The sequence below is a fragment of the Fictibacillus barbaricus genome (genome assembly GCF_014635025.1).
Classification (GTDB): Bacteria; Bacillota; Bacilli; order Bacillales; family Fictibacillaceae; genus Fictibacillus; species Fictibacillus barbaricus.
In genome coordinates this window covers 1,661,238-1,687,430 of record NZ_BMCE01000001.1, presented here as the reverse complement: position 1 = coordinate 1,687,430, position 26,193 = coordinate 1,661,238, and the positions used below count along the sequence as shown (strand labels likewise).

Genomic DNA, 26,193 nt, shown 5'->3' with positions numbered 1-26,193 from the left:
TCAAATTACATTTACTTATTTAGTAATTTACCCTTAAAATGCCTTTTAAAACGGACACATTTAAACAAAAAAACAGCCATATCGAAAATGGCTGTGCGGCTTATTTGATCTTCTTTATACGATCTAACTCAGTGGTCAAAAATTCTTCATTTGCTTTAAGAAAAAGATTTTTAAATTCTTCATAGTCATTTATGTAGACTCGTTTTCTTTTTAGAAAAGCACTATTGCTGCTCAATGCAGCAAGTGCTGCAATCTCTCTGATTTTAAACGTGTTTAGATGATTTTTCCAAAATTCTTGGTGTGTTAATTCTTCTTGAAGCTTCTCTTCAAAATAACGGACATAAAGCAGATGAAAAGTATGGATATTACCGGATAAATCAAACGTGGCTTCTGAACGATTAAAGAAATCCTCAGACGTATTAGGTTTTTCTTTTTCTAACTCTATACCGTCAATATGCTGAATGAACAATTCACGACTCCTCCTTACTGATCTTCAACAGTTAGAGATTCTTGAAACTTTGAAAAGAATAAATCAGCTTCTTGCTCAACGCTTTCTTCCTGAATGTTCTCAGGAAGCGGAGGTAATTCTTTTAAGCTCTGCAGACCAAAGTGTTCTAAAAATGCTTTTGTCGTTCCATAGAGTATCGCTCGGCCTGTACCCTCTGCTCTTCCCACTTCTTTTACGAGTCCTTTTGCCGACAATGTCTGTAATGGCTTTTCTGTTTTGACACCTCTAACCTCTTCAATCTCTGACCGTGTGATCGGCTGCTTATAAGCAATAATCGCAAGTGTTTCAAGTGCGGCTTGGGAGAGGGTCGAATGCCCTGGCGTTTCAACAAGGCGTTCATAGAATACAGCGTGTTCTGGTTTCGTAACAAATTGAAGGGATCCTGCGTATTCAACAATAGACATCCCTCTATCTGACGCCTCATAGCTTTTTTTCAATTCGTCTATAAAGGGGTCAAGTTCTTTGACGTCGATCTCAAGTACCTGAGCGATTTGTTTTCTGTCTATCCCTTCGTCACCGCTGACAAAAAGCAAACCCTCAATAACTGCTTTTATTTCATTTCGTTCCAAATCGTATTACTCCTCTAACATCGTTATATAAATTTCACTAAAATGATCTTTCTGTTCACAATTAATCGACTTTACTTTCATCAGTTCCAAGATCGCAAGAAAAGTGACAACAACGTGCTCTTTTGTACCTTTTTCGAACAGCTCAGTAAACTTTTTTCGTCCTCCTACAGAAAGAAGCGAATTTTTTATTTGTTCCATCCTTGTCTCGATAGGTATTTCTTGACGTTCGATCGTTGTTTGTTTAGGTGCTCGTGCCACTTTTTCCTGAAAGACTCTTTGCATGGCCTGTAACATATCATAAAGCGTTACATTCGTTACCTGTTTTTCTTTCTCTTCTTTTTCAAACGGACTGAGGTCGGCTGGCTGTCTCGTGTAGATGAGGCTCCTTGCAGATTCTCTTTCTTTTAGTTCATCTGCGGCATGTTTATATTTTCGATATTCAACAAGTCTTCTAACAAGCTCATCCCGCGGATCTTCTTCCATTTCTAGTTCCATCTGGTGATCAAAAAGCTCTTCCTCATGCTTTGGTAAGAGCATCTTACTCTTAATAGCAAGAAGTGTCGCAGCCATCACCAAATATTCACTCGCCACATCCAGTTTTAATTCTTTCATCGTATGTATATATTGAAGGTATTGCTCAGTTATAATGGCTACCGGAATATCATAAATATCCACTTCGTATGTTTGTATTAAATGAAGCAGTAAGTCAAGCGGACCTTCAAATCCATCAAGCTTCACACTATATTGCATTATTAACATTTCCCCAGTTTTTCAGCATTTTTGTATTATAAAATTATATCATAGTTTCATAATTCAGCGGCCTGTTTTTATTCACATTAACCGTATGATAAACTTAAAAACGAGCTTATGAAGGGGTGTGTAAAAGAGTTGACTTATCCAAATGCATGGCTTGAATACTTAATTCATTTTCATACGACACAAGATTATTTTGAATGTCATGAAGTACTTGAAGAACAGTGGAAGAACGAAGGGATGAAAGGTAACCTTTGGCCAGGACTTATCCAGATCGCTGTGGCCCTCTACCATCAGAGAAGAGGAAACAAGAACGGTGCAAGGAGAATGATCACAAGCAGTGTTATAAAACTTCAAACGGAAATAGATGGATTACGAGACCTGGGGATTGATACAGAACCTTTTTTTGTCGTGTTGAATGGCAGAAAACAAGAGATTGAAAAAGATGGACCTTTTGAGCCGATCACATTGCCTTTAACGCCATCCCTACTTAAAACATGCTTGAACGAAGCTAATGTTACTGAAGATGAATGGTTCTCAACAGATAGCGCTGACGAAAACATCATCCATAAACATGCATATAGAGACCGATCTTCTGTGGTTGATGAACGGCAGAGACAAAAACTTAAAAAAAACAGGGTTTTTTAACTGTTTTTTAAGACTTTGCACCACATCTCGTCTACTATTGAGAATCAGTCATGAAATAAGTAAAAACCCCTGTCTGCCTTGGTGCTAACAGGGGTTTTAAATGTCGCGATCTCATAATTCAAGAAATTCAGCCTATAATCCGGCGAAAAATAACAATAATTCAGCGAGTTTAAGCATCAATCCGGCGAGTTTTCATCATTTACCGGCGAATCGACATCATCCGACATTCTTCTAATAATCATCCAGTCTTATCATAAAAATAAAAAAGCTCCGGAAAATCCGGAGCTTTCATTAGTAAAACTTACTCTTCCCAAACTTTAACTTCTTTCATAACATCGCCTTGCTTGATGCGAAGTACCGTTTCCATGCCTTCAGTAACTTGTCCAAAAACAGTGTGAACACCGTTCAAGTGAGGCTGCGGCTCATGCACGATGAAGAATTGGCTTCCACCTGTATCACGGCCAGCATGCGCCATAGATAGAGAACCAGCTACGTGCTTATGAGGGTTTCCTTCCGTTTCACATGGGATAGAATAACCAGGGCCGCCAGCTCCAGTTCCCGTTGGATCTCCACCTTGAGCTACGAATCCAGGAATAACGCGGTGGAATGTTACACCGTTGTAAAACCCTTCATTTGCTAGTTTTTCAAAGTTTTCTACAGTTCCAGGTGCTTCTTCTGGAAACAAATCAAATACGATTTTTTCGCCGTTTTCAAATTCAATAGAACCTTTTTTCATAAAAAACAGGCCTCCTTCTACTTCATAAACTACCCTACCATTGTACGGTTAATTGACCGCTCCGTAAACTAATTTACACAAAAACATTTGATTTTAGCGGTAAATCATTCTTAATGAGATCTTCGTAAGTTTCTCGTTTTACGACAAGTTGTTCTTCACCGTTCTCTACAAACACTACAGCTGGGCGCTGAATTCGGTTGTAATTGCTCGCCATGCTGTATCCATATGCTCCTGTACATGAAACAGCCAGATAATCGTTATCTGTTAGTTTCGGAAGCTCGATATCCCAAATCAGCATATCACCGCTCTCGCAGCATTTTCCTGCGATTGAAACGGTCTGACAGGGCTTTTCGTTCATCTTATTGGCAACATATGCTTCATACTTGGCTTGATAGAGAGCTGGACGGATATTATCTGTCATTCCGCCGTCCACGGATACATAATGGCGAACGCCTTCAATCTCTTTTTGAGATCCAATCGAATAAATTGTCGTTCCTGCATCACCCACCAATGATCGGCCAGGCTCGATCCAGAGTTCAGGAAGTTCTTTTCCTTCAAAACGATGCATTTGTCTGCTCACTTCTTCTATCATGGCTGTCACATATTGTTCTGGAGCGAGCGGCGTATCTTCAGACGTATATTGGATTCCAAAACCGCCGCCAAGGTTAACGACATTCGGAAAATAGTTATAATTTTCTTCCCACTTCTTAAAGTGTCCAAATAACTTTTCTATTGCTAATGTAAATCCTTCTGTTTCAAAGATTTGAGAACCGATATGGCAGTGCACGCCTAAAACGTGAAAATGCTCAAAATCAAGAACCTCTTTTAATGCCTTATCCGCTTGACCGTTACTAAGGTCAAAACCAAATTTCGAGTCTTCCTGACCCGTGATGATGTAATCATGGGTATGTGCTTCGATACCAGGTGTTAATCGTATTAAGATGTTCACCTTTTTATTTAGCTTGCTGCTTAGCGTTTTTAATAAAGAAATTTCAAAAAAATTATCCACCACAATACATCCTACCCCTGCTGAAAGAGCAAATTCTAATTCCTCAGGGCTTTTATTGTTGCCGTGAAAATGAATTCTTTCAGCAGGAAACTCGGCTTGAAGTGCTGTAAACAGCTCTCCACCTGAAACAACATCAAGACTTAGCCCTTCTTGTTCGATCAGCTGAAATATAGCGATAGATGAAAAGGCTTTAGAAGCATACGCTACTTGATAGCCTACACCTTTTTCTTCAAAGGCCTTCTTAAAGCCTCTTGCTCTATTTTTTATTAAAGCAACATCATATAGATATAGTGGTGTTCCATATTTTTTAGCTAGCTCAACCGTATCTGTCCCACCGATCCATAGATGATGATTTTGTCCGATTTGTGCTGTACCATGTAAATTCACAAAAAATCCCCTCTCGTTGTTGATAGAGAATTCAATCCCGACTAATACAAAAGACAGCCGCAACTAAGGCAGGCTGTCATAACCGTACCCTCATGTGTCGGAATAGCTCTCCACTACTGTTGTAGTGACAGTCCGTTGCTTATTCAGCAGCGACCCAGCATGAAAAGGGATGGATCCCTTTTCACACTTCGGCAAATTGACCTTTCAACATATATCATCGTCTTCCATAAACTCCATATGCTACTCATTCGTTTTGCGCCTCTACCTCAAATGAGGCATATTTAATTAGTATGAATTTAACATAATTTTCAACGATCAGCAAGGGACAGATTATCTAATTGGCTGCTTTTTTCTGTTCTGCGGATGGACGATACTTGGACGAACCTTCGATAATGGAACCGCCACTCTAACCATTACCTGAAAGAATGCTTTTCCGTTAAACGGTAAAAACGGCCATAAATAAGGAGTATTTATATTTTTTAAGCTCGCCAAATATAGAATAAACACTGTGAGGCCAATGACAAGACCGGGCAATTTAAAAATCATAACAAGGGTAAGCAGTACCAATCGCATCAGAATATTTGCTGAACTTAGCTCAAAGCTTGGCGTTACAAACGTACCGATGGCCGCCATTGCCACATACAAAATGACTTCAGGTACAAACAATCCTACATCGATCGCAATTTGTCCAATTAACACAGCGGCGATCAGACCCATGGATATAGCCAGCGAGTTCGGTGTATGAATAGATGCCAATCGCAATAAATAGATACCGAATTCTGCTAACATGATTTGAATATAAATTGGTACATTCGCTTTTTTATTTGGACCAATATAATCAATTACCTTTGGCAGCAAATCAGGTTCAAGGACATAGAGCAGCCAAAGCGGGAGCAAAACCACAGAAGCGAGCATGCCGCCAAAACGAACCCACCGTAACATAGCACCAATCACAGGAGTTTGGCGGTATTCTTCTGCATGCTGCACATGGTGAAAAAAGGTAGTAGGCGCAATCATGATACTTGGAGATGTATCAACGATAATTACGACATGACCTTCCATTATATGTTGTGAGGCTACGTCCGGCCTTTCTGTATAACGCACAAGCGGAAATGGATTAAATCCTTGTTTGACGAGAAATTCCTCAATTGTTTTATCCGTCATAGGAATACCGTCAATTACAATGCTATTTATTTCCTTTTTGATTAATTTCACTAGTCCGGGATCTGCTACATCCTCTAAATAGGATATACAAATATCCGTTTTGGATCGCTCACCAACTTGTATCATTTCATTTCGTAGCCGTTCGTCTCTTATTCTTCTCCGTATTAATGATGTATTCATAATAATATTTTCTACAAAACCATCTCTTGAACCCCGAACCACCTTCTCGGTATCGGGCTCTTCCGGTTGTCTGCCAGGATAACTTCGGACGTCGACGATAAACGCTTCATCTTCACCTTCCACAAGAATGATGATCAAACCTGAAACCAGCTTGTCAATTGCATCTTTCAGGTTTTTTGTTACTTCTACTTGAGGATGGGTTAGATGGTTGTGAATAATTTCTTTCACATTGGAAGGGGCCCTGTGACCGTGGTCCATATCCATTAGCTCTTTCATGATTTCCATAATGAATAATGTTTCACAGTGTCCATTTAAATAATAAATTTGAACTTCCTTTTTCAGTAACGACAATTTTCGTACACCGATATCAAAGGTTACCCCGATCCCCAGCCTATCTTTTAATAATTCTTCATTCTCTTTAATTTTTTTGCTTATCGGCATTTTTTCTTTCTCTTTTGTTCGATTCATTGAAGTCGCTCCTTTCTAAAATGAGTTTAATAGCCTTTACTGTTATGGGAGCCCCTTTTTCAACCGAATCAAAACCGGCCATTTTACCGATATCTCCTATTCCAACTACAAAGGGAAGATTTAATTCGTCTAGAATATAGACGGTATCTCCATTAATCCTTCCTGTCTCTAGGTCAGGGATTCCGCTCTTGTCAATGCCAAACTCTGTTAGTTCACCATACCTGTCCATTGAACAATGTACTTTTGTCCACTCGGCAAAATGGGTTTTTGAGGCTACAGCTACAGCGCCGATTACATCTATATCGTCTTGCTTGTGGATATATCTCATCGCGTGCTCTCCCGGTCCTTCTCCTTTAAAACCACAGTCATCAAACATGACAAGTACTGGATCATGCGGTGTTTTCCGGATCATCTCAACAAGTTCTTCTCCGCTTTTTTTCGATGGGTTGCCCCAGGACTGCGAAATACAACGACCTCCTATTTCTTTGGCGGCATGTTCTACCACTCGCAATGCATAAAGATCTCCATCCGTAATGAAAATGACCCGTTTTTTCACCATAGTTATCACCCCTTTGGTTCAAAGATGACTGCTACTAAAAAGCCAAACAAAATTGCTGAAGAAATCCCTGCCGAGGTTAGTTCAAAGATACCAATCGCAATCCCAATAAATCCGTGTTCATCTGCTGAAGCCATAGCACCATGAAGCAGTGAATGACCAAAGCTTGTGATCGGTACCGTCGCCCCTGCACCGGCAAACTTGATTAAATTATCATAGATTCCAAAGGCATCAAGCAGTGCTCCAATAACAACAAAAGATGTTGTGACATGGGCTGGGGTTAATTTAAAAATATCCATCATCAACTGCCCGACGACACAAATGGCTCCTCCGATAACGAACGCCCAAAAAAATTCCATCTTATTGACCTCCTTCCGCCCGCTCTAACACAACTCCATGAGCAACCGTGGGAATCGTTTCTTTTTGCTGAACCATCACGGGGTTCAATAGAGCTCCCGTTGCGACCATTAAAACTTTTTTTAGATTACCCTTCCGAATCTCATCCAAGATATAGCCATACGTTACAACTGCAGAACATGCACAGCCGCTTCCACCCGCAAACACTTGCTGATCAGGCCGATAGATCATAAGTCCACAGTCGCGGTGATTATCTGATACATCATATCCTTGTTCTTTTAATAGCATTTTCATGATCGGAGCACCAACACCAGACAGATCACCTGTAGCAATTAGATCGTACTCCTCTGGTTGAACGTTCATCTCTTTAAAGTGAGCTGCTATCGTATCTGCAGCTGCTGGAGCCATAGCAGATCCCATATCAAATGGGTCTTTTATTCCTAAATCGACCACTTTTCCTACAGTTGCCGATGTGATCTTAATATCCGATATCTCTTTACTTACAAGAGCAGCACCTGCTCCTGTTACCGTAAAAGTAGCAGTATCTGGCTTCTGACCCCCGTATTCGGTCGGATATCTAAACTGCCGTTCTGCTGTCGCATTATGTGAGCTTACTGCTGCAATAACTCGGTTAGCATACCCGCCATCAACTAATGCTGCTCCTAACGCTAAAGATTCCATTGATGTGGAACATGCACCGAAAACTCCCAGGAAAGGGATACCATTTCCTCTTGCAGTGTAATTCGCCGAGACGATCTGGTTTAAGAGATCACCAGCTAACAGAAAATTAATGTCCTCAGGCTGCATTTTCGCTTTTTGTAAACAAGCATCGATAGCATCTTCCATCAATTGTCTTTCTGCCAACTCCCAGTTCTTTTGTCCGCAATGTAAGCTGTTATATGTTTTATCGAAGTAACTTCCTAATGGTCCTTCACTTTCCATTGGGCCTACCGCAGTTCCAGCAGCATTTAGGTATACATTATTTTGAAATTTCCACGTTTGTCTGCCTAATAAATTCATGCCCTCACTCCTTATATCACGTGCTGAAAGATATATCTGATCATTCCGAAGATGTAAGCTGCTACTGCTCCGAAAACAATAACTGCTCCTGCCAGCTTAAAGAGGTTAGTCGCTACGCCAAGTACCAACCCTTCACTTTTATGCTCTAAAGCAGCACTTGTCACCGCATTTGAAAAACCTGTTACAGGTACTACCGACCCTGCACCTGCAAATTGTCCAATCTTATCATAAACCCCCAAACCTGTTAAAAGGGCCGCAATTAATATGAGGGTCGCAACAGTCGGATTCCCTGCTGTCTCTTCTGAAAAATTAAAGTATGTCATATAAAACTTTTGAATGGCTTGCCCTATCAAGCAAATAAGTCCGCCTACCAAGAATGCTTTTACACAATTCAGCACATACGGAGGTTTAGGCTGTATCGGTTTAATTTTTTTGGCATATGCCTGCTGTTCTTCCTTTGTTGCCATAACACATTCACATCCTTAATGATTAATGTAGTACATCCAATGAAACAAAGACCCTGTGATCTTCCCAAGAACGATAGCCATTAATATGATGATGATCTTCTCACCAAAGCCCACTCGTTTGGCAAGAATCGGGAGAACGTTCAGGACTTCCGTTAGAGCTGCAGCCAGCATCCCAACAAAAATACCTGCAAGTAAGCCAATGGGTGCAAGGAATATTGCTGGAAAGGACATGGACGCGTTTCTTAAATTCATCCATCCGCCTAAAACAGCACCTAGTATGATGCTTAATTCATAACCTCTTATGAATCGGTATGTTTTTGAAAGCTGCATAAGTCTCGGCACTATACCTAGCACAGTGATTAACGCAACCAAGCCTGAACCAACCGTTAGACCACCGCCAAACCCAATAAAAGCAACAATCAAGACTTTAATTCCCATTGATCTTTTTCTCTGTTTCTTTGTTTTCGTGAACGATCACATACTGGTCGAGATCTTGCTGATAATTAAACATCTCGACTTCTAACGGGCTTGGTTCTTCATTAAGCCTTTTACGGAACAGATGATTAAAGAATAAGATCATTCCTAATCCGAGACCGAATGAATAGGGAACCTGCAGCAATAATGGCTGTTCCTTATAATGCCCTGTAATCATAAAATAGATTTTCTGATGAACTAGCTGCATGCTTACGTCTTCATGAAAATTCATGATCGCTAGAGCTGATCCGATAAAAAGAAGCAGCCAAACGAGTACAAAATAAACCGGGGCTAACGTTTTTTGCTTCATTTGAATCTCCAAAATGGATTGAGCAGGACCTATGGTTTGAACGTCTAAGCCTTCATTCCTCTTTTGGATGGTTCCGATCACACGCATTACATCGACAACGATCAAATGCTTATCTTCAGGGGTTACTTCATGGATAACATATCCCTTAATGTTCCTTTCTAGATCATCAGATGCTACAATCTGAGCAACATCACCAATCGTTACTTTCTGATGCAAAAGAACTTGTACACGCTGACGCATACGAAGGTATATCGTTTTATCCAATTCAACTTCACCTCTTTCTTAGGCGCATTTGTGTTTAGTATGCGATATGGGATTTCTTATCATGCCTCCCTTAGAGCGCCTCCCAAAAACTACCAGAAACATAAAAAAACCAGAAAGGACTTATTAAGTCTCCATCTGGTTCTTCATAAACAATAATATTTTCTTTTCGAGCCTTGACACTTGGACTTGTGAGATGGCAAGCCGATCTGCAACTTCCGATTGCGTTTGATCTTTAAAATACCTCAAGTAAACAATAAGGCGTTCCCTTTCATCCAGCTTGTCCATAATATCTTTTAGGGCAATCTTGTCAAACCATTTATTCTCTGAATGGTCTGAGATTTGATCGAGAAGTGTGATCGGATCACCATCATTCTCATAAACAGTCTCATGTATTGACTGTGGCGCCCTTACAGCATCTTGTGCCATGATCACATCTTCCACTGCTACATCAAGAAATTCGGCCACTTCTGATATGGTCGGGGTTCGCCCGAGAGATTTTGACAACTCATCTTTTGCTTTCCTAACTTTATTTCCTGTCTCTTTTAATGAGCGGCTCACTTTTACTGTTCCATCATCTCGAATGAAACGCTGAATCTCACCGATAATCATTGGAACAGCATAGGTTGAGAACCTTACATCATAGGAAAGATCAAATTTATCTACTGATTTTAATAGACCGATACTGCCGATTTGAAAGAGGTCATCTGCTTCATAACCTCTGTTTAAAAAGCGTTGAACCACAGACCAGACAAGCCTCATATTCTTTTCAACAATCGTATCCCGGGCTGACTGATCTCCTTCCTGACTCTGTTTGATCAATAATTTAATCTCTTCATCCTTAAGAAACGGTTCACTTTTGCTGCCTTTCACCTCGACATCCATAGACATACTCCCTTAATTGCACATTGCTTTATTTTTGGTTAAGTATTTTGTCAAGTGAATCGTAGTGCCGTATGATGGTTCTGAGATGACTTCCACACTGTCCATAAAGTTTTCCATAATTGTAAAGCCCATACCGGAACGCTCTAGTTCTGGCTTTGAAGTATAAAGCGGCTGTCTCGCCTGATCAAGATCACTTATTCCCATACCTTCATCCCGTATCGTAAGGTGGATCGTATCCTCTTCAATAGCGGCTTCAATATAGACCATACCTGTTGCCTTATTTTCATAGCCATGAATAATCGCATTTGTTACAGCTTCTGATACTACCGTCTTGATCTCTGTCAGTTCATCGACTGTAGGATCAATCTGTGCGATGAACGCTGCAACAGTAACACGGGCAAAGGATTCATTTTGACTTAATGCTGAAAATTGAATCTTCATTTCGTTTCTCATTTAAGCCACCCCCAAAGCCTGAAGGGCTAGCTCTTCATCTTCTTCAAGCCTGATTATCTTAAATAGACCTGACATTTCAAAAAGTCTTTTGACAGCTGGCGAGATGGCACATACAACCATTTCCCCATTCTGACTCTTGATCTGTTTATAGCGCCCTAATATTACACCTAAGCCAGAGCTATCCATAAAACTTAAACCTTCTAAATTTAAAACAATATGGTTCACCGTATGTTTTTTCAAATAATCTTCAACTTGTGACCGAAGCATATCGGCTGTATGGTGATCAAGTTCTCCATCTAAGCGGATACATAATACGGTATGTTTAAGTTCCAGATTGACAGCTAGTCCCACGCTATCCTCTCCTTCTTTTTTGGATAACGTGAAGTTTCTATAAAAATAGACGAATTCCTTCACTCCTGACAAAACTAGTGGGAATTCGCCTATAACTGTCACGAATACTTCATAATCAGGAGGATTTTGACATTTGTCCTGCGGTTCGTTTAAAAAGTTTCCACCATGATGCTTTTTTTACTGTTTCTGAAGCGAGAACAGGACTTTCCGTAATTAGTTTGTCACCACTATAAATTTTAAGGAAACCGATCTGCTGCCCTTTTTTGACAGGTAATTTTAAATCTTTATCAACATTAACCTCTGTTTTTACTTTCTTAGCTGTCTCGCCCTTTTTTAATAAAAGAGAGATATTTTCAGAAGTGACAACAGGGAGTTTTGATTTTTCTGCTTTTTGCACCTTTACTTCTTTTACAATTTCATGTCTGTCATAGAGCTTTTTTGTTGAAAACTGGGTAAAGGCATAATCAAGCATTGAAGTTACTTGAGCATTTCGATCTTTTGGTGAAGGTGCTCCCATAACTACAGCGATTACCCTCATCCCGTTCTTATTAGCAGTTGCGGTTAAGCAGTACTTTGCTTCATTCGTAAATCCTGTTTTCAACCCGTCTACACCTGGATAGAATTTAACTAGTCGGTTGGTGTTCACAAGCCAAAACTTCTTATCTGTTTCTTCTCTTAAGTAATCTTCATAGAGCCCGGTGAACTTTGTAACTTCTTCATGTTTTAAGAGCTCTTTCCCCATGATTGCCATGTCGTGCGCTGATGTATAATGACCTGCTGCAGGAAGTCCTGTTGGATTCTTAAAGAATGTATCATTCAAACCTAATTTTTTTGCTTTATTGTTCATCATATTAACAAATGATTCAGCTGTACCTGCGATATGTTCTGCCATCGCTACAGAGGCATCATTTGCACTGCCGATCGCAATTCCCTTTACCATATCTTCCACACGCATCTCTTCACCAGGTTCGAGGAAAATCTGTGATCCTCCCATGCTTGCTGCATAATCACTAACTCGGATCTTATCGTTCCAGCTGATTTTTCCTTTATCGATCGCTTCCATGATTAAGATTAGTGTCATGATTTTTGTCATACTTGCTGGCGGAAGCTTTTCATGACTATTCTTTTCAAATAGTACACTCCCACTGTCTTGCTCCATTAGAATCGCCGATTGGCTCTGTTCAGCAAGCTTCATTTTTTCTTTTTCGGCTGCATCCGCTCTTGGGATGGAAAAAGAAGCTAGCAAACAAATGCTAAGTAGACCTGAAATTACCGCTTTCATACAGTTCCCTCCATTCATATAGCTTTATTTTTTCCATAATTTTTCACTTTATACCGGATCTTCCATCTAGCTATATGAAAAAAAGTAACCAAAAGGCCACTTGCCGTGTTCATTTTAGTTCTTCCTGAATCACAAAAAAGAGGCTGACTCCTATTGAGTCAGCCCCTGGCATGTTTTATTGTTTGATTTCCTTATAGATCAAAGGTGGTGCATCGACAGCACTCTTTGAGATCGTGTAAGCATCTCGGATTCTCTTCTTAACATCTTCCACATTTTCCGTGTTGCTGTAGATCGTTACAAGTGAGTCACCTTTTGTAACAGAGTCTCCGACTTTTTTATTAAGCATTAAGCCTACAGCCAAATCGATCTCAGATTCTTTTGTTGCTCTTCCTGCGCCTAAGATCATAGCAGCAGTTCCGATTTCGTCGGCGATGATCTCTGAAACATAGCCTTCTTCATCTGCTGTTAACTCAAAAGTATGAGCCGCTTGAGGCAAGTTTTCTGGATGATCCACAACCGATTCATCTCCGCCCTGTGCTTTTAAGAAAACTTTTAGCGTTTCAAGAGCTTTACCTGAAGAGATAGCTTCTTTTAACATTTCACGGGCTTGTTCAAGCGAATCTGCTTTTTTTGCTAGATACACCATATGAGATCCGAGCGTTAAACATAGCTCTTCAAGATCTTTAGGACCATTCCCTTTAAGTGTATCGATCGCTTCTTTAATCTCAAGTGCATTTCCGATCGCAAGACCAAGTGGCTGGCTCATATCTGAAATAACAGCCATCGTATTTCTTCCAACAGCATTTCCGATTTTCACCATCGCGTTTGCTAGTTCTTCTGCTTCTTCCGGTGTCTTCATGAATGCTCCAGCACCTGTTTTTACATCCAGTACGATAGCATCAGCACCTGCCGCGATTTTCTTGCTCATGATTGAACTCGCAATCAGCGGAATGGAATTAACAGTTGCTGTTACATCACGTAGACCGTAGAGTTTTTTATCAGCAGGCGTTAAGTTGCCGCTCTGTCCGATAACGGCAAGCTTATTCTTGTTTACAAGATCAATAAACTGATCGTTATCAATCTCAACATGGAACCCAGGAACAGCCTCTAATTTATCGATCGTTCCACCTGTATGACCAAGTCCTCTTCCTGACATTTTTGCTACAGGTACACCAAGTGCAGCAACTAAAGGTGCTAAAACAAGTGTTGTAGTATCACCTACACCGCCTGTGGAGTGCTTATCAACTTTGATTCCTTCAATAGCAGAAAGGTCTATCTGATCACCAGATTCTACCATCGCCATCGTAAAATTAGCACGTTCTTCAGTAGACATATCTTTAAAATAGACTGCCATAGCAAAAGCAGACATCTGGTAATCTGGAATAGCACCACTCGTATAGTTTTGAATGATGTAATCAATCTCCGCTTTTGTTAGTTCTTTGCCATCACGCTTTTTTTGAATCAAATCAACCATTCTCATATAAATAACACCACTTTCTTATAACGATACATCTGAAACGATTTGTTTAACAAGCTTTATAAATGTTGGTTTTGCACGGTTTGCCACCGCAACTAGTTGTTCATGTGTTAATGGCTCAAGTTCATCGGCAATAGCCATGTCCGTTACACAAGAGATTTCCCTTAAATTTCTTTTACGATTCCTTTTACCAGGGACAGAAAATTAGCCTTTACCATTTCTGTTGTTTCCATTACTTCATCGTGAGTCAGCGGCTGGTCTAAGATTCCTGCTGCCATGTTTGAAATACATGAAATTCCAAGCACCTTCATACCCGCATGTCGTGCGATGATAACTTCTGGAACTGTGGACATTCCTACAGCATCCGCTCCAAGGATTCGAAGCATTCTTACCTCAGCAGGAGTTTCATAGGAAGGTCCAGTATTTCCTACATAAACACCTTCTTTTAAATTGATGTTTAATTCTTTGGATACTTTACGTGCCACTTCCTGCAGTGAAGCTGTATATGCCTCACTCATATCCGGGAAACGCACCCCGAATGAGTTATCATTTGCACCAATTAGAGGGTTGTCACCAAGATTGTTAATATGATCTGTTATTAGCATTAGATCTCCAGCTTCAAAGTCTTTATTGACTCCTCCTGCGGCATTAGTTACTAAGATCGTTTCAACACCGATCAACTTCATGACACGAACAGGAAATGTTACTTTCTCCATTGAATATCCTTCGTAATAATGAAAACGCCCTTGCATCGCTACTACCTGTTTCCCAGCTAGTTCACCGATAACAAGTTGTCCCGCATGACCTTCAACCGTTGACACAGGAAATTCAGGAATATCGGAATATGGTATAACAACCGGATTTTCAATCTCTTCAGCAAGGATTCCTAATCCAGAACCGAGGATCAAACCTATTTTAGGTGTAGTAGTAAGTTTTGATTGAATAAATTCTGCAGACGTCTGTAATTGATTTGACATGGTATTTTCCCCCTTAATTTATAGCTGGCTTAAAAAACTCTGACCGATCTCAGGTTTCTTTACATCGTAGATTTCAGCGATCGTTGCTCCAATATCAGCAAAAGTATTGCCAACATCCAACTTCTTACCTTTTTCGATTCCTTTGTGGTATACCATCAATGGCACATATTCACGAGTATGGTCAGTTCCATGATGGACAGGATCGTTCCCATGATCAGCTGTGATCATAAGCAGATCATCATCTTTTAACTTCTCAAGTACTTCAGGTAAACGAGCATCAAAATCCTGCAATGCTTCTCCATATCCCTTAGGATCTCTTCTGTGCCCAAATAAGGCATCAAAATCAACAAGGTTTAAGAAGTTTAACCCTGTAAAATCCTCATCCATGGACTCGATGAGCTTATCCATACCGTCCTTGTTTGATTTTGTACGGATCGCCTTTGTGACTCCTTCTCCATCAAAGATGTCCGAAATCTTCCCTAATGCGATGCTATCGTAACCTTGATCTTGAAGCTCGTTCATTACCGTTCGGCCGAACGGCTTAAGCGCATAATCGTGTCGGTTAGACGTTCGTTCAAAAGACCCTGGCTCCCCTTTAAACGGACGTGCGATGATTCTGCCTAGCATGTACTTTCCTTCTCTTGTCATTTCCCTTGCTGTTTCACAGATCTCATATAATTCTTCTAGAGGAACAACATCTTCATGTGCAGCAATCTGTAATACGGAATCGGCCGAAGTATAAACGATCAATTTCCCCGTCTTTACGTGTTCTTCCCCAAGCTCTGAAATAATTTCAGTACCTGAGGCCGCTTTGTTCCCCAAAATCCCTCTTCCCCATTTTTCAGTGAGCATGTCGATCAGTTCATCGGGAAAACCATCCGGAAATGTTTGAAACGGTTCTTTTATATGAAGGCCCATGATCTCCCAGTGGCCTGTCATTGTATCCTTGCCGTTTGAGAGTTCAGGAAGTTTTGCATAGTGACCAAGTGGCTTCTCAGCCTGCTCAATCCCTTTCATCGTAGAATCGATATTGCCAAGCCCCAGTTTCTCCATATTAGGAACTTTAAGGCCGTTCATATGTTCTGCGATATGTCCCAATGTATGAGCCCCTTTATCTCCAAACCTTTCTGCGTCTGGTGCCTCACCGATCCCAACGGAATCCATTACGATTAAAAAAGTTCGTTTAAAACGTGATTGTTTCATTTTTTCCTCCTGAATTTCATACATACACTATATTTACTATTTCCTTTTAATAGGAACAACAAACAAAACCCAACTGATGTCGGAAGTCTGACAACTAAATTGAAAAAGAAAGCTCACGCCCTCGGATGGAAGGCGGAGTAAACATCTTTAAGTCTTGTTTTGGTTACATGTGTATAAATTTGTGTAGTTGAGATGTCAGCATGACCTAACATTTCTTGTACAGCCCGCAAGTCAGCTCCATTCTCTAAAAGATGTGTCGCAAAGGAATGCCGAAGCGTATGCGGTGTCAACTCTTTCTCGATATGAGCTCTTCTAGCTAGCTGCTTTAATATTTTCCAAAACCCTTGCCGTGATAACCGGTTCCCATGGTGATTCAAAAAAAGTGCTTCTGTTTTTTTACCTTTTAACATGGTTGAACGTCCATTATGTAAATAACGTTCAATGGCGGTTTGTGCCATCTTCCCAAGCGGAATGATTCGTTCTTTGTTCCCTTTCCCGATGCAGCGTATAAATCCCATATCTAAATGTACATCCGAGATATTTAGCTGCACGAGTTCAGATACCCGTATGCCTGTAGCGTAAAGAAGTTCCAGCATAGCTTTATCACGCTGTGAAAAAGGATCGTTCGAAGCAGGTGTTTCGAGCAATGCCTCTACTTCTTGTGTCGACAAGACTTTAGGCAGCTTTCTTTCTGTTTTTGGTGTTTCAATATGTACAGAAGGATCATTAACGGAAGCCTTCTCCCTAAAAAGAAACTGGTGAAATGATCTGATCGATGCGATATTACGGGCAAGTGTTGTGGAAGCCTTACCATTTTCTTTTAAAAATAAGAGATATCCCATAATGTGATTACGGTCGATCTTATCCATCGTTTCAACGGATTCCACTTTTTCTAAGTAACGTACATATTGAGTCAAATCTCTTTTATAAGAGTCTATTGTGTTTTTTGAGAGGGCTCGTTCTACAATAATGTATTGAAGAAAATTCTGAACATGATCGTTCACTATACCCCTCCTTACTCACCCGTCTGGTAAAAGTAGAAAAGCCTTTTCACAAGGTTTGAATCTTTCTCAGAACTTAAATTAAAAACTTTAACCGCTTTTCCTTTAGGTTCGTCATATCTATGATAGTTCTCGTATTCTTGATTGATCCAAAGCAAACCAAAATAAAAAACAAGCGTGCAGATAGAAAAAGCAAAGAATACCTTTGTTGTATTCCAAACGATTTTCAACCAGGAAATCATCGTGTCCACCCCTGTCCTCATATAGTACAGGTTATGCCCACATGTTCCCTGATTATACATAAAAGTTGAAACTACACATCATACGTTACCCGATTCTCTGGACTTTGTAAATATTTCTTTACCTATTTTCAAAAGAATGTAAAAAACAAAAAGAAGGAAGCTCCTATTCTTCGCTTCCTTCACTTTCTTTATGATCCTTTGGATGACATCTGTGACAGATTCCGTGAAATGTCAGCCTATGGTCTTTAATTTTAAAGTTCCAGCCTTCTTCAACAACTTTTTCCACATCGCCAAGAAGGTCTTCTTGTATCTCATCCACCGCTCCACACTCGATACATACAAGATGATGATGAAAGTGATCAGCACCTTCTGTTCTAAGATCGTAGCGGGAAACTCCATCACCAAAGTTAATTTTATCTACTACTTTAAGTTCGGTTAAGAGTTCCAGAGTACGGTAAACGGTCGCCAAACCAATCTCCGGCGCCTTTTCTTTTACGAGCAGATAAACATCTTCCGCACTTAAGTGATCTTCTTCGTTTTCGAGGAGGACTCTCACGGTCGCCTCACGCTGTGGAGTCAGCTTATAACTTTGTGAATGCAGCTGTTTTTTGATACGGTCGATTCTGCTTTCCATACCCGTTTCCTCCTTATGTATACACAAGACAATTATAAGCATGGAGAAAAAAGTTGTCAATTTAAAGTCATTTTAAATAACGATTTAAACTTATTATAAAAAAATAGTTATTATAGAAATCTATCCGATCGACCATTTAATCACCTGTTCCATTAAAGCCGGTGTGAAAAAAGCTTCGAGAGTTGACGCTAAGAACACCATGACTCCTACGCCAGCAACTAAAAGAGTATATCTCATAAGCTGCGGTAAAAAAGGCATATGATGTCTTTTGAATGCAAGCTGCCTGATCATCTTGATAGAAAAAGCAACAGCTGCGACTGTAACAATGATAAAGGCGGGAATTAATAGTACGTTTTGCGGCAGAACTGAAACAAATGATAATAAAAAACCGTACCAACCCATCTGATTAACCAAGAACCCTACCGTAAAACCTATAACTACCCCTTTTAAAAACAGCATAACCAAAATCACTGGCAAACCAATAACAGATAAGCCGAGCACCCACATCAGACCCATATATTTCAAGTAATGGCCAAAACTTTGAAAAAACATATCCGATCGGCTGGTAAAGCCCCCTTCTGCTGCTTGTACGAAGAAACGGGATAAGTACGTATAAAGATCTTGTTTTTGATTTAAACTCAGGGAATTTACAATAATAGCTCCAAAAATAACACCCATTAAGAATAGAACACCTACAAACGCATACAGTGTTTTATTTTCCTCAAGATGACGATGCATGTAATAGCGTAAACTGTCCATATGAGATGCCTCCTCCACCGAAACTCTTAATTCTATTCTATGAATCAGCAGAAGAGGTATGTCTCATTTTTTACGAGTTACTAGGTTTACTTGAGATAATCTTTCCATAGGTTCCACCGCCGCCGATTTGGATGGAAAGTTCACCACTCCTGGCAGAAAGAATATGATCTGCAAGCACCGGCTTTACAATCTGCAGCAATCTCTCTCTTGGCACCGCGTGTATAATATCCATATCAGTTCCAAATGCATGGCGTAATCTAGCCAATGTTTTCGGCCCGAGTCCTGGTATGAATTCTAGTGGAATCTGATGAATATAAGGAGGACGGTTTCTTTTAGTATTACCAATGCTTTGGAGCTCATTGATCCGGTCATTTACTCCTTTAATAAACCTATTACTTCCACATCCACTGCAACTACTGCTGTTTATTTGATAGACATGCAAACATTTCTCACAAACAGAATTGTAGTATTTACCAAGGTATGGGTTCAGACCATAATTTGCAATAATTTCTCTTCCCTCTATCTCTTGCAGTGCCTTTTTAAATTCATCAAAAGTAGCTTCCTTTAAAGAAATCATCTGGTATTCACGTGCAATCTTCTCCAGGGAGTGAGCATCAGAATTAGTTAAAAACGTAAAAGGCGTAAGTTCGTCCACTCGGGATGCCATTTCAGTATTTGAACTAAGTCCAAGTTCAACAGCATCAATTTTGGCCGGATCAAGCACTTCAGTTAAAGATGCTTTGACCCCTTTTCCATATAAACTTTTAAACGGGGTAAAAATATGGGCAGGAATAAAAAGTCCGCCTAATTTCTTTACAAATTGCTGCAGTTCGATAGCACTACCATACATCCGCTGTGAGCTTAGATTAATATTTTTCATTCGGGATGTTAACCAATCACTTAATTGTTCCATCTTATCTATGGAAGGCATGTAGGCAAGAACATGGATCGGCCCTTGACAGTTTTGGTCATTTATCTCAATTTCCGCTCCCGGAATCAGTGTGAGTCCGTCAATATCTAAGCCCCCGCCTTTTAACTCGATAAGTCGTCCATCTTTCTTAAGCTGCTTTAATTCCTCAATTACTTCAGGTGCATGACAGTCAATGATCCCTATCATGTTCATGCCCTTTTTGTTTTTTGCTTCTTCTAATATGTTTGAAAGAGTTAGCGAACGTGAACCTGTTATTTTGATAGCCTTACCTGTTCTGGATGAGCCGATATGAATATGCATATCAGCAAAGTAAGGCGATAGCTTATTTTTTGAGTGCACGAGCTAACTCCATATACATGACACTGTAAGCTGTTTTGGCATCATGGATTTTTTGTGTACTCATCATTTCTTTCGCTTCATCAACACTGACTTCCAGAACATTTAAAAACTCATCTTCATCTGTCATTTGTTCCCCTTCTTTTACGAGTGAATCTGTAAAATAAAGATGGATCAATTCATCAGCAAACCCTGGGGATGTGTAGAACGAGCCGATAGATTCCATCGCTTCACAGCTAAAGCCTGTCTCTTCCAGCAATTCACGTTTTGCGCATAAGAGCGGATCTTCCCCTTTTTCAAGCTTTCCTGCTGGTATCTCTATGATCGTCTTTTCAAGAGGTTTCCGGAATTGTTCAACCATCAGCATTTTCCCTTCATCTGTTACAGCCAGAACTGCTACTGCACCAGGATGTTTTACAATTTCTCGTTTCCCCTTCTTCTTGTTTGGCAGTTCAACTTCTTCTATATATAGATCAATAATCTTGCCACTGTAAATTTGTTCTTTGCTTAAGGTTTTTTCGTATAGGTTTTCCATTTTTCACACTCCAATGGTCTATTTATCTTCTTCACTACATAAAGTCTATCATACTTTGGAATACTGCAATTACTAGGAGATGAAGGGGGTAATGAGGGTGAAGATCTACCTTCAGCCAAAAGGGATCACTTTAGTAGGCAAAGCATGGCAGATTAAATACATGCTACGAAATTATATGAGACAGCATGAGCTCGTTCAGGATTGGATTAACGCTGCGTCTCCCAAAAAATAAGTGTAAACGTAAACCGGTGCGATCGTATGAACGCATCGGTTTTTTTTGTTTTAATCATGCAATAAACGGTTGTGCTTACTTTTTTTATTTTATCTAGCAGTATGGTACGTTTAAGACAAATAAATAACGTAAACTCATAGTATAGAGGTGATTTGTATGATGAACAAAAGAAGAGTGGGATCCTCTGATCTCTATGTAAGTGAACTCAGTCTAGGATGCATGTCATTATCTCCAAAGCTTGGAAACGAAAATGAAAAAATCGTTAAAACCGCACTTGAAAAAGGGATTAACTACTTCGATACTGCAGATCTATATGGCTTTGGCTGGAATGAAGAGTTCATCGGAAAAACTCTAAAAGATGTAAGACATGATATTATTCTCGCAACAAAAGGCGGAAACGAATGGAATCAGTCAAAAGATAGCTGGAATTGGAACCCTTCAAAAAAATATATTAAATCTGCCCTCAAACACAGTCTTCAACGTTTGCAAACGGATTATATCGACCTTTATCAGCTTCATGGAGGAACTATTGATGATCCGATGGATGAGACCATTGAAGCTTTTGAGGAGCTCGTCTCAGAAGGTCTTGTGCGTTATTACGGCATATCGTCCATTCGTCCAAACACGATAAAGTACTATGCTGAACACTCAAATATTCAGAGTGTTATGATGCAATATAGCTTATTGGATAGACGTCCTGAGGAACTTTTTTCCTATCTATCTTCAAAGAACATAAGCGTGGTCGCAAGAGGCCCTGTTGCTAAAGGATGGCTTAGTGAGAAAGCGTTCAGTAAGAATCCAGAAGAAGATTACTTATCTCATAGAGGCTCAGATATACAGGAGAAATTGGCTGAAGCTAAAATGTTCATACAGAATAAAAGCACGATCCACACAGCACTTCAGTTCGTGCTCAGTCACCCAGTGGTAGCAACAGCAGTTGCTGGTGCAAGTTCAGTAGAACAGCTCTCAGAAAATATTGAAGCTTTGAGCGCTCCACCGCTGACAGAAGATATGATCAAACAATTAGACTCACTGTTTCCTGCAGAGATCTATGAAACGCATCGTGCGTAAAAAGATAAAAGTCCCATTCAGCTGATGCTGTCGGGACTTTTTCTTATTACTTAACTAGTTTAAGAAGCATAGCGATTCCTTGTCCTCCGCCAATACAAAGACTTGCTACCCCATATTTTTCGTTGCGGTGTTTCATTTCATACGCCAATGTCAAGAGTAATCTTGCCCCGCTCGCGCCTACAGGATGGCCAAGTGCTATGGCCCCGCCGTTAACGTTCGTTCGGCTTCTTTCCAGTTTAAGCTCCTTTTCAACAGCTAAGAATTGGGAGCTAAATGCTTCATTAACCTCAAACAAGCCAACCTCATCTAAAGATAAGTTCTCTCTTTGAAGCAGTTTTTGAATAGCTGGAACAGGACCTATTCCCATAATTGATGGATCAACACCTGTTACTGACCAAGAAACAATCTCAGCGATCGGTGTCAGCTTTTTCTTTTTAACTTGTTTTTCGTGAGCAATTATAAGAGATACAGCACCATCATTAATAGAAGAAGAGTTGCCTGCTGTTACTGTTCCATCTTTCAGAAAGGAAGGTCTTAATTGTCCGAGCAAAGATACAGATGTATCGGGCTTTATCCCTTCATCCTCTGAAAAGAGCTCCCCGCGAACTAACGGCACAGGGACGATCTCTTCATTCAACCTGCCATGTGCTCTAGCTTCCGCAGCTTTACGATGACTTAAACTCGCATATTCATCTTGTTCTTCCCTCGAAATGTTATATTGATTTGCAAGGTTTTCAGCCGTGATCCCCATTCCGGATCCAATATACTCATCACTTAAGGTCTGTAGAAGCATATCTTCAAAAGAGATCGCCCCAAACTTCTGATTGTGAAAACGGTGAGTGAACGAAGCATGCGGAGACTGCGACATGTTTTCGATACCTCCGCAAAGTGCTATCCCATCTTCATGGTCTCGAAGGTTCTGAATAGCAGAAACGACTGCCTGCATGCCAGATCCGCATAAACGATTAACCAGCATAGCAGGAACATCTGAGGAAACCCCTGCTTTTAAAGCTGTATGACGAGCCACATATGCTGCATTCTTACTAGAATGAATTACGTTCCCATAGACAACATCGGTTATCTCACCAGGAGTTAGTTGTGCTCGTTTAATAGCTTCAATGGCTGTTATTTCGCCTAACTGTGTTGGGTTTATATCAGTTAATGATTTGCCGTACGACCCAAATGGTGTTCTAGCACCGTCTATTACATACATCCCCATGCTTTTATCACCTTCTCATTAAAGAATAAAGGCCTTGTTTTTTTAATAAGCGTCCAGTTTCACATCTTCTGAAACAATGAGCTTTGCTTCGGTTGATTTTAGGACATCATCAACTGTGTAGCCTTCCGCTACTTCTCTTAAGACTAGCCCTTGATCTGAAACATCCATAACGGCACGGTCCGTTATGATTCGTTCAACGACACCTTTACCTGTTAACGGAAGCTGACATTGCTTTAATATCTTACTGTCTCCGGCTTTGTTTACATGTTCCATAATAACAATAATTTTCTTAGCGCCATGCACTAAATCCATTGCACCGCCCATTCCTTTTATCATCTTCCCAGGAATCATCCAGTTTGCTAAGTCGCCGTTCTCTGAAACTTCCATCCCACCTAGAATCGCAATATCGATATGACCTCCGCGGATCATCGCAAAAGACTCCGAACTGTCAAAATAGGAAGCTCCTTTTATAGCTGTTACGGTTTCTTTCCCCGCATTGATAAGATCAGGATCTACTTCACTTTCAAGTGGATATGGTCCAATTCCTAAAAGACCGTTTTCTGATTGCAGCACAACCTCTTTATTATCTGAGATAAAGTTTGCAACCATTGTAGGCATCCCAATACCTAAATTTACATAGAACCCTGATTCAATTTCTTTCTCTGCTCTCTTTGCGATTCTTTCTCTAATATTCATTATGGTTTCCCTCCTCTTACCCTTGTTTTACCGTTAAACGCTCGATGCGTTTTTCTTGTGTTCCTACGATCATCTTTTGTACATATACACCTGGTGTATGTATGTAATCCGGGTGCAGGTCGCCGATCTCCACCATTTCTTCTACTTCAGCTATCGTTACTTTGCCAGCCGCTGCGATCATCGGGTTAAAGTTACGGGCTGTTTTGTTATAGATAAGATTGCCAGCTTTATCACCTTTAGCCGCACGGATCAAGCTGAAATCAGCAACAATTCCTTCTTCAAGCAAATATTCTTTCCCGTTAAACGTACGTGTTTCTTTCCCCTCTGCAATCGGAGTCCCTACCCCTGCTGGTGTGTAGAATGCAGGAATTCCTGCTCCGCCTGCTCTGATTCTCTCAGCAAGTGTTCCTTGAGGGATTAGATCTACTTCTATTTCACCGGATAATACTTGTCTTTCAAACTCTTTGTTCTCACCAACATAAGATCCGACCATCTTTTTGATCTGTTTGTTTTTTAACAATAACCCCAGACCCCAGTCATCTACACCGCAATTGTTCGAGATAACTGTAAGATCTTTCGTTCCTTTTTCAACCAGAGCAAGGATTAAGTTTTCAGGGATTCCAACTAATCCAAACCCACCAACCAACAGGGTCGATCCGTCTTTAATGTCCTCTACAGCTTCAAGTGCTGAATTCAATATTGGTTTCATAGTTATCTCTCCTTTTACGCCTCTTCGTTTTCAAAGATTGATGCTACACCTTGGCCTCCACCGATACAGAGCGTTGCAAGACCTCTTTTTGAATTTCTTCGTTTCATCTCATGGAGCAGGGTAACTACAATTCTGGCACCGCTGGCTCCGATTGGATGTCCTAGCGCAATAGCTCCACCGTTCACATTAAGTTTTTCTTTATCAAACTCTAGATCTTTGCCAACAGCCAGTGATTGGCTTGCAAATGCTTCGTTTGCTTCTACAAGATCTAAATCTTTCATCTCTAGTTCAGCTTTTTTCAACACTTTCTTTACAGCTTCAACAGGACCGATTCCCATCACTTCTGGAGCAACACCAGCACTCGCATTTGCTTTAACGACAGCAAGCGGTTTTAATCCCAGTTCTTCTGCTTTCTTTCTGCTCATCACAACAAGTGCAGCTGCACCGTCATTGATGCCTGAAGCATTACCTGCAGTTACCATTCCTTCTTTTTTAAAGGCAGGTCTTAACTTGCCTAATTTTTCAACGGTAGAGGTAGGTTTTGGATATTCATCTTTATCTATTATTACGGGATCACCCTTGCGCTGAGGGATCTCCACCGGAGTGATCTCATCATCAAATTTTCCTTGTTCTTGTGCTTCGGCACACTTTCTTTGGCTTTCAGCTGAAAATTCATCCAGTTCTTCACGAGATAAAGAATGTGTTTCACATAGATTTTCAGCTGTAATTCCCATATGATAATCGCCAAACGCACACCACAGGCCATCTTGGATCATCGAATCGACCATTGGTGCGTTCCCCATACGAAGACCATCTCTTGCTCCGTTCAATAGATAAGGAGCTTGGCTCATGTTTTCCATACCACCGCAAACGATTGTATCCGCTTCGTTCAGCCAGATCGCTTGGCATGCTAGATGAAGGGCTTTTAACCCTGAGCCACAAACTTTATTCACCGTCATACTTGATACTTCATTTGGCAGCCCAGCTTTAATGGCAGCCTGACGTGCAGGATTCTGACCAAGTCCTGCTTGCAGTACGTTTCCCATGATCACTTCATCTACTGAATCATGTGGAACTCCTGCTTTCTTTAATGAGTCTTTAATGGCAATTGCTCCTAGTTCTGTCGCAGAAACCGTCTTAAAACTTCCCATGAAACTTCCGATCGGCGTTCTGACAGCGCTTACAATAACGGCATCTCTCTCTCTTGAAACCATTCTTAGTCTCCTCCTCATTAAACTCCTAAAATTTCTGAAAATTCCTTTTTATCATACCATATTTATTGAAATGTGTTGCAACTCACGTTTTTAATTCGTTACAATAAACTAAGGAAAAC

32 protein-coding genes and 1 riboswitch are annotated in these 26,193 nt (G+C 40.4%); of the genes, 3 read left to right on the top strand and 29 right to left on the bottom strand.

Going from position 1 to position 26,193, the window contains the following annotated elements:
* Nucleotides 1–100 precede the first annotated feature (100 nt).
* Genes IEV52_RS08390 through IEV52_RS08380 form a run of 3 tightly spaced genes read right to left on the bottom strand, consistent with a single transcriptional unit; the run spans nt 101 to nt 1,827 of the window.
* Nucleotides 101–469: a hypothetical protein gene (locus IEV52_RS08390; protein ID WP_188402311.1), complete on the bottom strand. Its 369-nt coding sequence runs from the start codon at nt 467–469 to the stop codon at nt 101–103.
* A gap of 14 nt (nt 470–483) precedes the next feature.
* Complete coding sequence (gene scpB / locus IEV52_RS08385; RefSeq protein ID WP_188401994.1) at nt 484–1,077, bottom strand: SMC-Scp complex subunit ScpB; 594 nt, start codon at nt 1,075–1,077, stop codon at nt 484–486.
* Nucleotides 1,078–1,083: 6 nt separating this feature from the next.
* Nucleotides 1,084–1,827 carry a segregation/condensation protein A gene (locus IEV52_RS08380; RefSeq protein WP_188401993.1) on the bottom strand — a complete coding sequence of 248 codons (744 nt, stop codon included), beginning with the start codon at nt 1,825–1,827 and terminating at the stop codon, nt 1,084–1,086.
* Between the two features lie 138 nt (nt 1,828–1,965).
* Between IEV52_RS08380 and IEV52_RS08375 the strand changes: the two genes are divergently transcribed.
* Complete coding sequence (locus tag IEV52_RS08375) at nt 1,966–2,478, top strand: DUF309 domain-containing protein (RefSeq protein WP_188401992.1); 513 nt, start codon at nt 1,966–1,968, stop codon at nt 2,476–2,478.
* Nucleotides 2,479–2,779: 301 nt separating this feature from the next.
* On the opposite strand, the gene IEV52_RS08370 is transcribed toward IEV52_RS08375, so the two are convergent.
* The 22 genes from IEV52_RS08370 to IEV52_RS08260 form a co-directional block, all read right to left on the bottom strand.
* Nucleotides 2,780–3,214, bottom strand: a complete 435-nt coding sequence (locus IEV52_RS08370; protein ID WP_188401991.1) for a peptidylprolyl isomerase — start codon at nt 3,212–3,214, stop codon at nt 2,780–2,782.
* A 73-nt stretch (nt 3,215–3,287) separates the two neighbouring features.
* The gene (gene lysA, locus IEV52_RS08365; protein ID WP_188401990.1) at nt 3,288–4,610 is read right to left on the bottom strand and encodes a diaminopimelate decarboxylase; all 1,323 of its coding nucleotides are present in this window, start codon (nt 4,608–4,610) and stop codon (nt 3,288–3,290) included.
* Nucleotides 4,611–4,705: 95 nt separating this feature from the next.
* A riboswitch (Lysine riboswitch) is annotated at nt 4,706–4,882 on the bottom strand.
* A 58-nt stretch (nt 4,883–4,940) separates the two neighbouring features.
* Nucleotides 4,941–6,422 (bottom strand): spore germination protein, encoded by a 1,482-nt coding sequence (locus tag IEV52_RS08360; protein WP_188401989.1) that lies wholly within the window; start codon nt 6,420–6,422, stop codon nt 4,941–4,943.
* On the bottom strand, nt 6,373–6,981 hold the full coding sequence (gene spoVAEA / locus IEV52_RS08355) for a stage V sporulation protein SpoVABEA (protein ID WP_188401988.1): 609 nt from the start codon (nt 6,979–6,981) through the stop codon (nt 6,373–6,375). Before spoVAEA ends, IEV52_RS08360 begins: the two co-directional genes overlap by 50 nt.
* A gap of 5 nt (nt 6,982–6,986) precedes the next feature.
* Nucleotides 6,987–7,337, bottom strand: a complete 351-nt coding sequence (gene spoVAE / locus IEV52_RS08350) for a stage V sporulation protein AE (RefSeq protein WP_188401987.1) — start codon at nt 7,335–7,337, stop codon at nt 6,987–6,989.
* 1 nt (nt 7,338) lies between these two features.
* Complete coding sequence (spoVAD, locus tag IEV52_RS08345) at nt 7,339–8,355, bottom strand: stage V sporulation protein AD (RefSeq protein WP_188401986.1); 1,017 nt, start codon at nt 8,353–8,355, stop codon at nt 7,339–7,341.
* Nucleotides 8,356–8,366: 11 nt separating this feature from the next.
* Nucleotides 8,367–8,822, bottom strand: coding sequence for a stage V sporulation protein AC (gene spoVAC / locus IEV52_RS08340; protein WP_188401985.1), 456 nt, complete (start codon nt 8,820–8,822; stop codon nt 8,367–8,369).
* A 15-nt stretch (nt 8,823–8,837) separates the two neighbouring features.
* A complete protein-coding gene (locus IEV52_RS08335; protein WP_188401984.1) occupies nt 8,838–9,260 on the bottom strand; it encodes a stage V sporulation protein AB in 423 nt (140 codons plus the stop codon).
* Nucleotides 9,250–9,870 carry a stage V sporulation protein AA gene (locus tag IEV52_RS08330; RefSeq protein ID WP_188401983.1) on the bottom strand — a complete coding sequence of 207 codons (621 nt, stop codon included), beginning with the start codon at nt 9,868–9,870 and terminating at the stop codon, nt 9,250–9,252. The genes IEV52_RS08335 and IEV52_RS08330 overlap by 11 nt, the downstream gene beginning before the upstream one ends.
* Nucleotides 9,871–9,993: 123 nt before the next feature.
* Nucleotides 9,994–10,752, bottom strand: coding sequence for an RNA polymerase sporulation sigma factor SigF (gene sigF / locus IEV52_RS08325; protein WP_188401982.1), 759 nt, complete (start codon nt 10,750–10,752; stop codon nt 9,994–9,996).
* A gap of 12 nt (nt 10,753–10,764) precedes the next feature.
* Nucleotides 10,765–11,205, bottom strand: a complete 441-nt coding sequence (gene spoIIAB, locus IEV52_RS08320) for an anti-sigma F factor (protein WP_188401981.1) — start codon at nt 11,203–11,205, stop codon at nt 10,765–10,767.
* Nucleotides 11,206–11,556: an anti-sigma F factor antagonist gene (gene spoIIAA, locus IEV52_RS08315; protein ID WP_188401980.1), complete on the bottom strand. Its 351-nt coding sequence runs from the start codon at nt 11,554–11,556 to the stop codon at nt 11,206–11,208.
* Between the two features lie 115 nt (nt 11,557–11,671).
* Nucleotides 11,672–12,838, bottom strand: coding sequence for a D-alanyl-D-alanine carboxypeptidase family protein (locus IEV52_RS08310; RefSeq protein WP_188401979.1), 1,167 nt, complete (start codon nt 12,836–12,838; stop codon nt 11,672–11,674).
* Between the two features lie 175 nt (nt 12,839–13,013).
* Complete coding sequence (locus tag IEV52_RS08305) at nt 13,014–14,318, bottom strand: pyrimidine-nucleoside phosphorylase (RefSeq protein ID WP_188401978.1); 1,305 nt, start codon at nt 14,316–14,318, stop codon at nt 13,014–13,016.
* A gap of 161 nt (nt 14,319–14,479) precedes the next feature.
* Complete coding sequence (locus IEV52_RS08295; RefSeq protein ID WP_188401977.1) at nt 14,480–15,292, bottom strand: purine-nucleoside phosphorylase; 813 nt, start codon at nt 15,290–15,292, stop codon at nt 14,480–14,482.
* An 18-nt stretch (nt 15,293–15,310) separates the two neighbouring features.
* Entirely contained in the window at nt 15,311–16,495 is a 1,185-nt protein-coding gene (gene deoB, locus IEV52_RS08290; RefSeq protein WP_188401976.1) for a phosphopentomutase, read from the bottom strand.
* Between the two features lie 113 nt (nt 16,496–16,608).
* On the bottom strand, nt 16,609–17,499 hold the full coding sequence (gene xerD / locus IEV52_RS08285) for a site-specific tyrosine recombinase XerD (RefSeq protein ID WP_188401975.1): 891 nt from the start codon (nt 17,497–17,499) through the stop codon (nt 16,609–16,611).
* An 11-nt stretch (nt 17,500–17,510) separates the two neighbouring features.
* Nucleotides 17,511–17,738 (bottom strand): YqzK family protein, encoded by a 228-nt coding sequence (locus IEV52_RS08280; RefSeq protein ID WP_188401974.1) that lies wholly within the window; start codon nt 17,736–17,738, stop codon nt 17,511–17,513.
* Between the two features lie 163 nt (nt 17,739–17,901).
* Nucleotides 17,902–18,372, bottom strand: coding sequence for a ferric iron uptake transcriptional regulator (gene fur, locus IEV52_RS08275; protein ID WP_188401973.1), 471 nt, complete (start codon nt 18,370–18,372; stop codon nt 17,902–17,904).
* A 120-nt stretch (nt 18,373–18,492) separates the two neighbouring features.
* Entirely contained in the window at nt 18,493–19,131 is a 639-nt protein-coding gene (spoIIM, locus tag IEV52_RS08270) for a stage II sporulation protein M (protein WP_188401972.1), read from the bottom strand.
* Nucleotides 19,132–19,201: 70 nt separating this feature from the next.
* Nucleotides 19,202–20,401, bottom strand: a complete 1,200-nt coding sequence (locus IEV52_RS08265; protein ID WP_308464566.1) for an endonuclease Q family protein — start codon at nt 20,399–20,401, stop codon at nt 19,202–19,204.
* Nucleotides 20,385–20,933: an NUDIX hydrolase gene (locus IEV52_RS08260; RefSeq protein ID WP_188401971.1), complete on the bottom strand. Its 549-nt coding sequence runs from the start codon at nt 20,931–20,933 to the stop codon at nt 20,385–20,387. Before IEV52_RS08260 ends, IEV52_RS08265 begins: the two co-directional genes overlap by 17 nt.
* A gap of 97 nt (nt 20,934–21,030) precedes the next feature.
* Here IEV52_RS08260 and mciZ point away from each other — a divergent pair, with 97 nt between their 5' ends.
* Both mciZ and IEV52_RS08250 read left to right on the top strand, forming a co-directional pair.
* Nucleotides 21,031–21,165: a Z-ring formation inhibitor MciZ gene (gene mciZ / locus IEV52_RS08255; RefSeq protein WP_188401970.1), complete on the top strand. Its 135-nt coding sequence runs from the start codon at nt 21,031–21,033 to the stop codon at nt 21,163–21,165.
* Nucleotides 21,166–21,324: 159 nt separating this feature from the next.
* A complete protein-coding gene (locus IEV52_RS08250; protein WP_188401969.1) occupies nt 21,325–22,236 on the top strand; it encodes an aldo/keto reductase in 912 nt (303 codons plus the stop codon).
* Between the two features lie 46 nt (nt 22,237–22,282).
* On the opposite strand, the gene IEV52_RS08245 is transcribed toward IEV52_RS08250, so the two are convergent.
* From IEV52_RS08245 to IEV52_RS08230, 4 genes are read right to left on the bottom strand one after another with little or no spacing between them, the layout of a single operon-like run.
* A complete protein-coding gene (locus tag IEV52_RS08245) occupies nt 22,283–23,455 on the bottom strand; it encodes a thiolase family protein (RefSeq protein ID WP_188401968.1) in 1,173 nt (390 codons plus the stop codon).
* 42 nt (nt 23,456–23,497) lie between these two features.
* Nucleotides 23,498–24,151, bottom strand: coding sequence for a CoA transferase subunit B (locus IEV52_RS08240; RefSeq protein WP_188401967.1), 654 nt, complete (start codon nt 24,149–24,151; stop codon nt 23,498–23,500).
* A gap of 16 nt (nt 24,152–24,167) precedes the next feature.
* Entirely contained in the window at nt 24,168–24,860 is a 693-nt protein-coding gene (locus tag IEV52_RS08235) for a CoA transferase subunit A (RefSeq protein WP_188401966.1), read from the bottom strand.
* 14 nt (nt 24,861–24,874) lie between these two features.
* Entirely contained in the window at nt 24,875–26,074 is a 1,200-nt protein-coding gene (locus IEV52_RS08230; protein WP_188401965.1) for an acetyl-CoA C-acetyltransferase, read from the bottom strand.
* Nucleotides 26,075–26,193 lie beyond the last annotated feature (119 nt).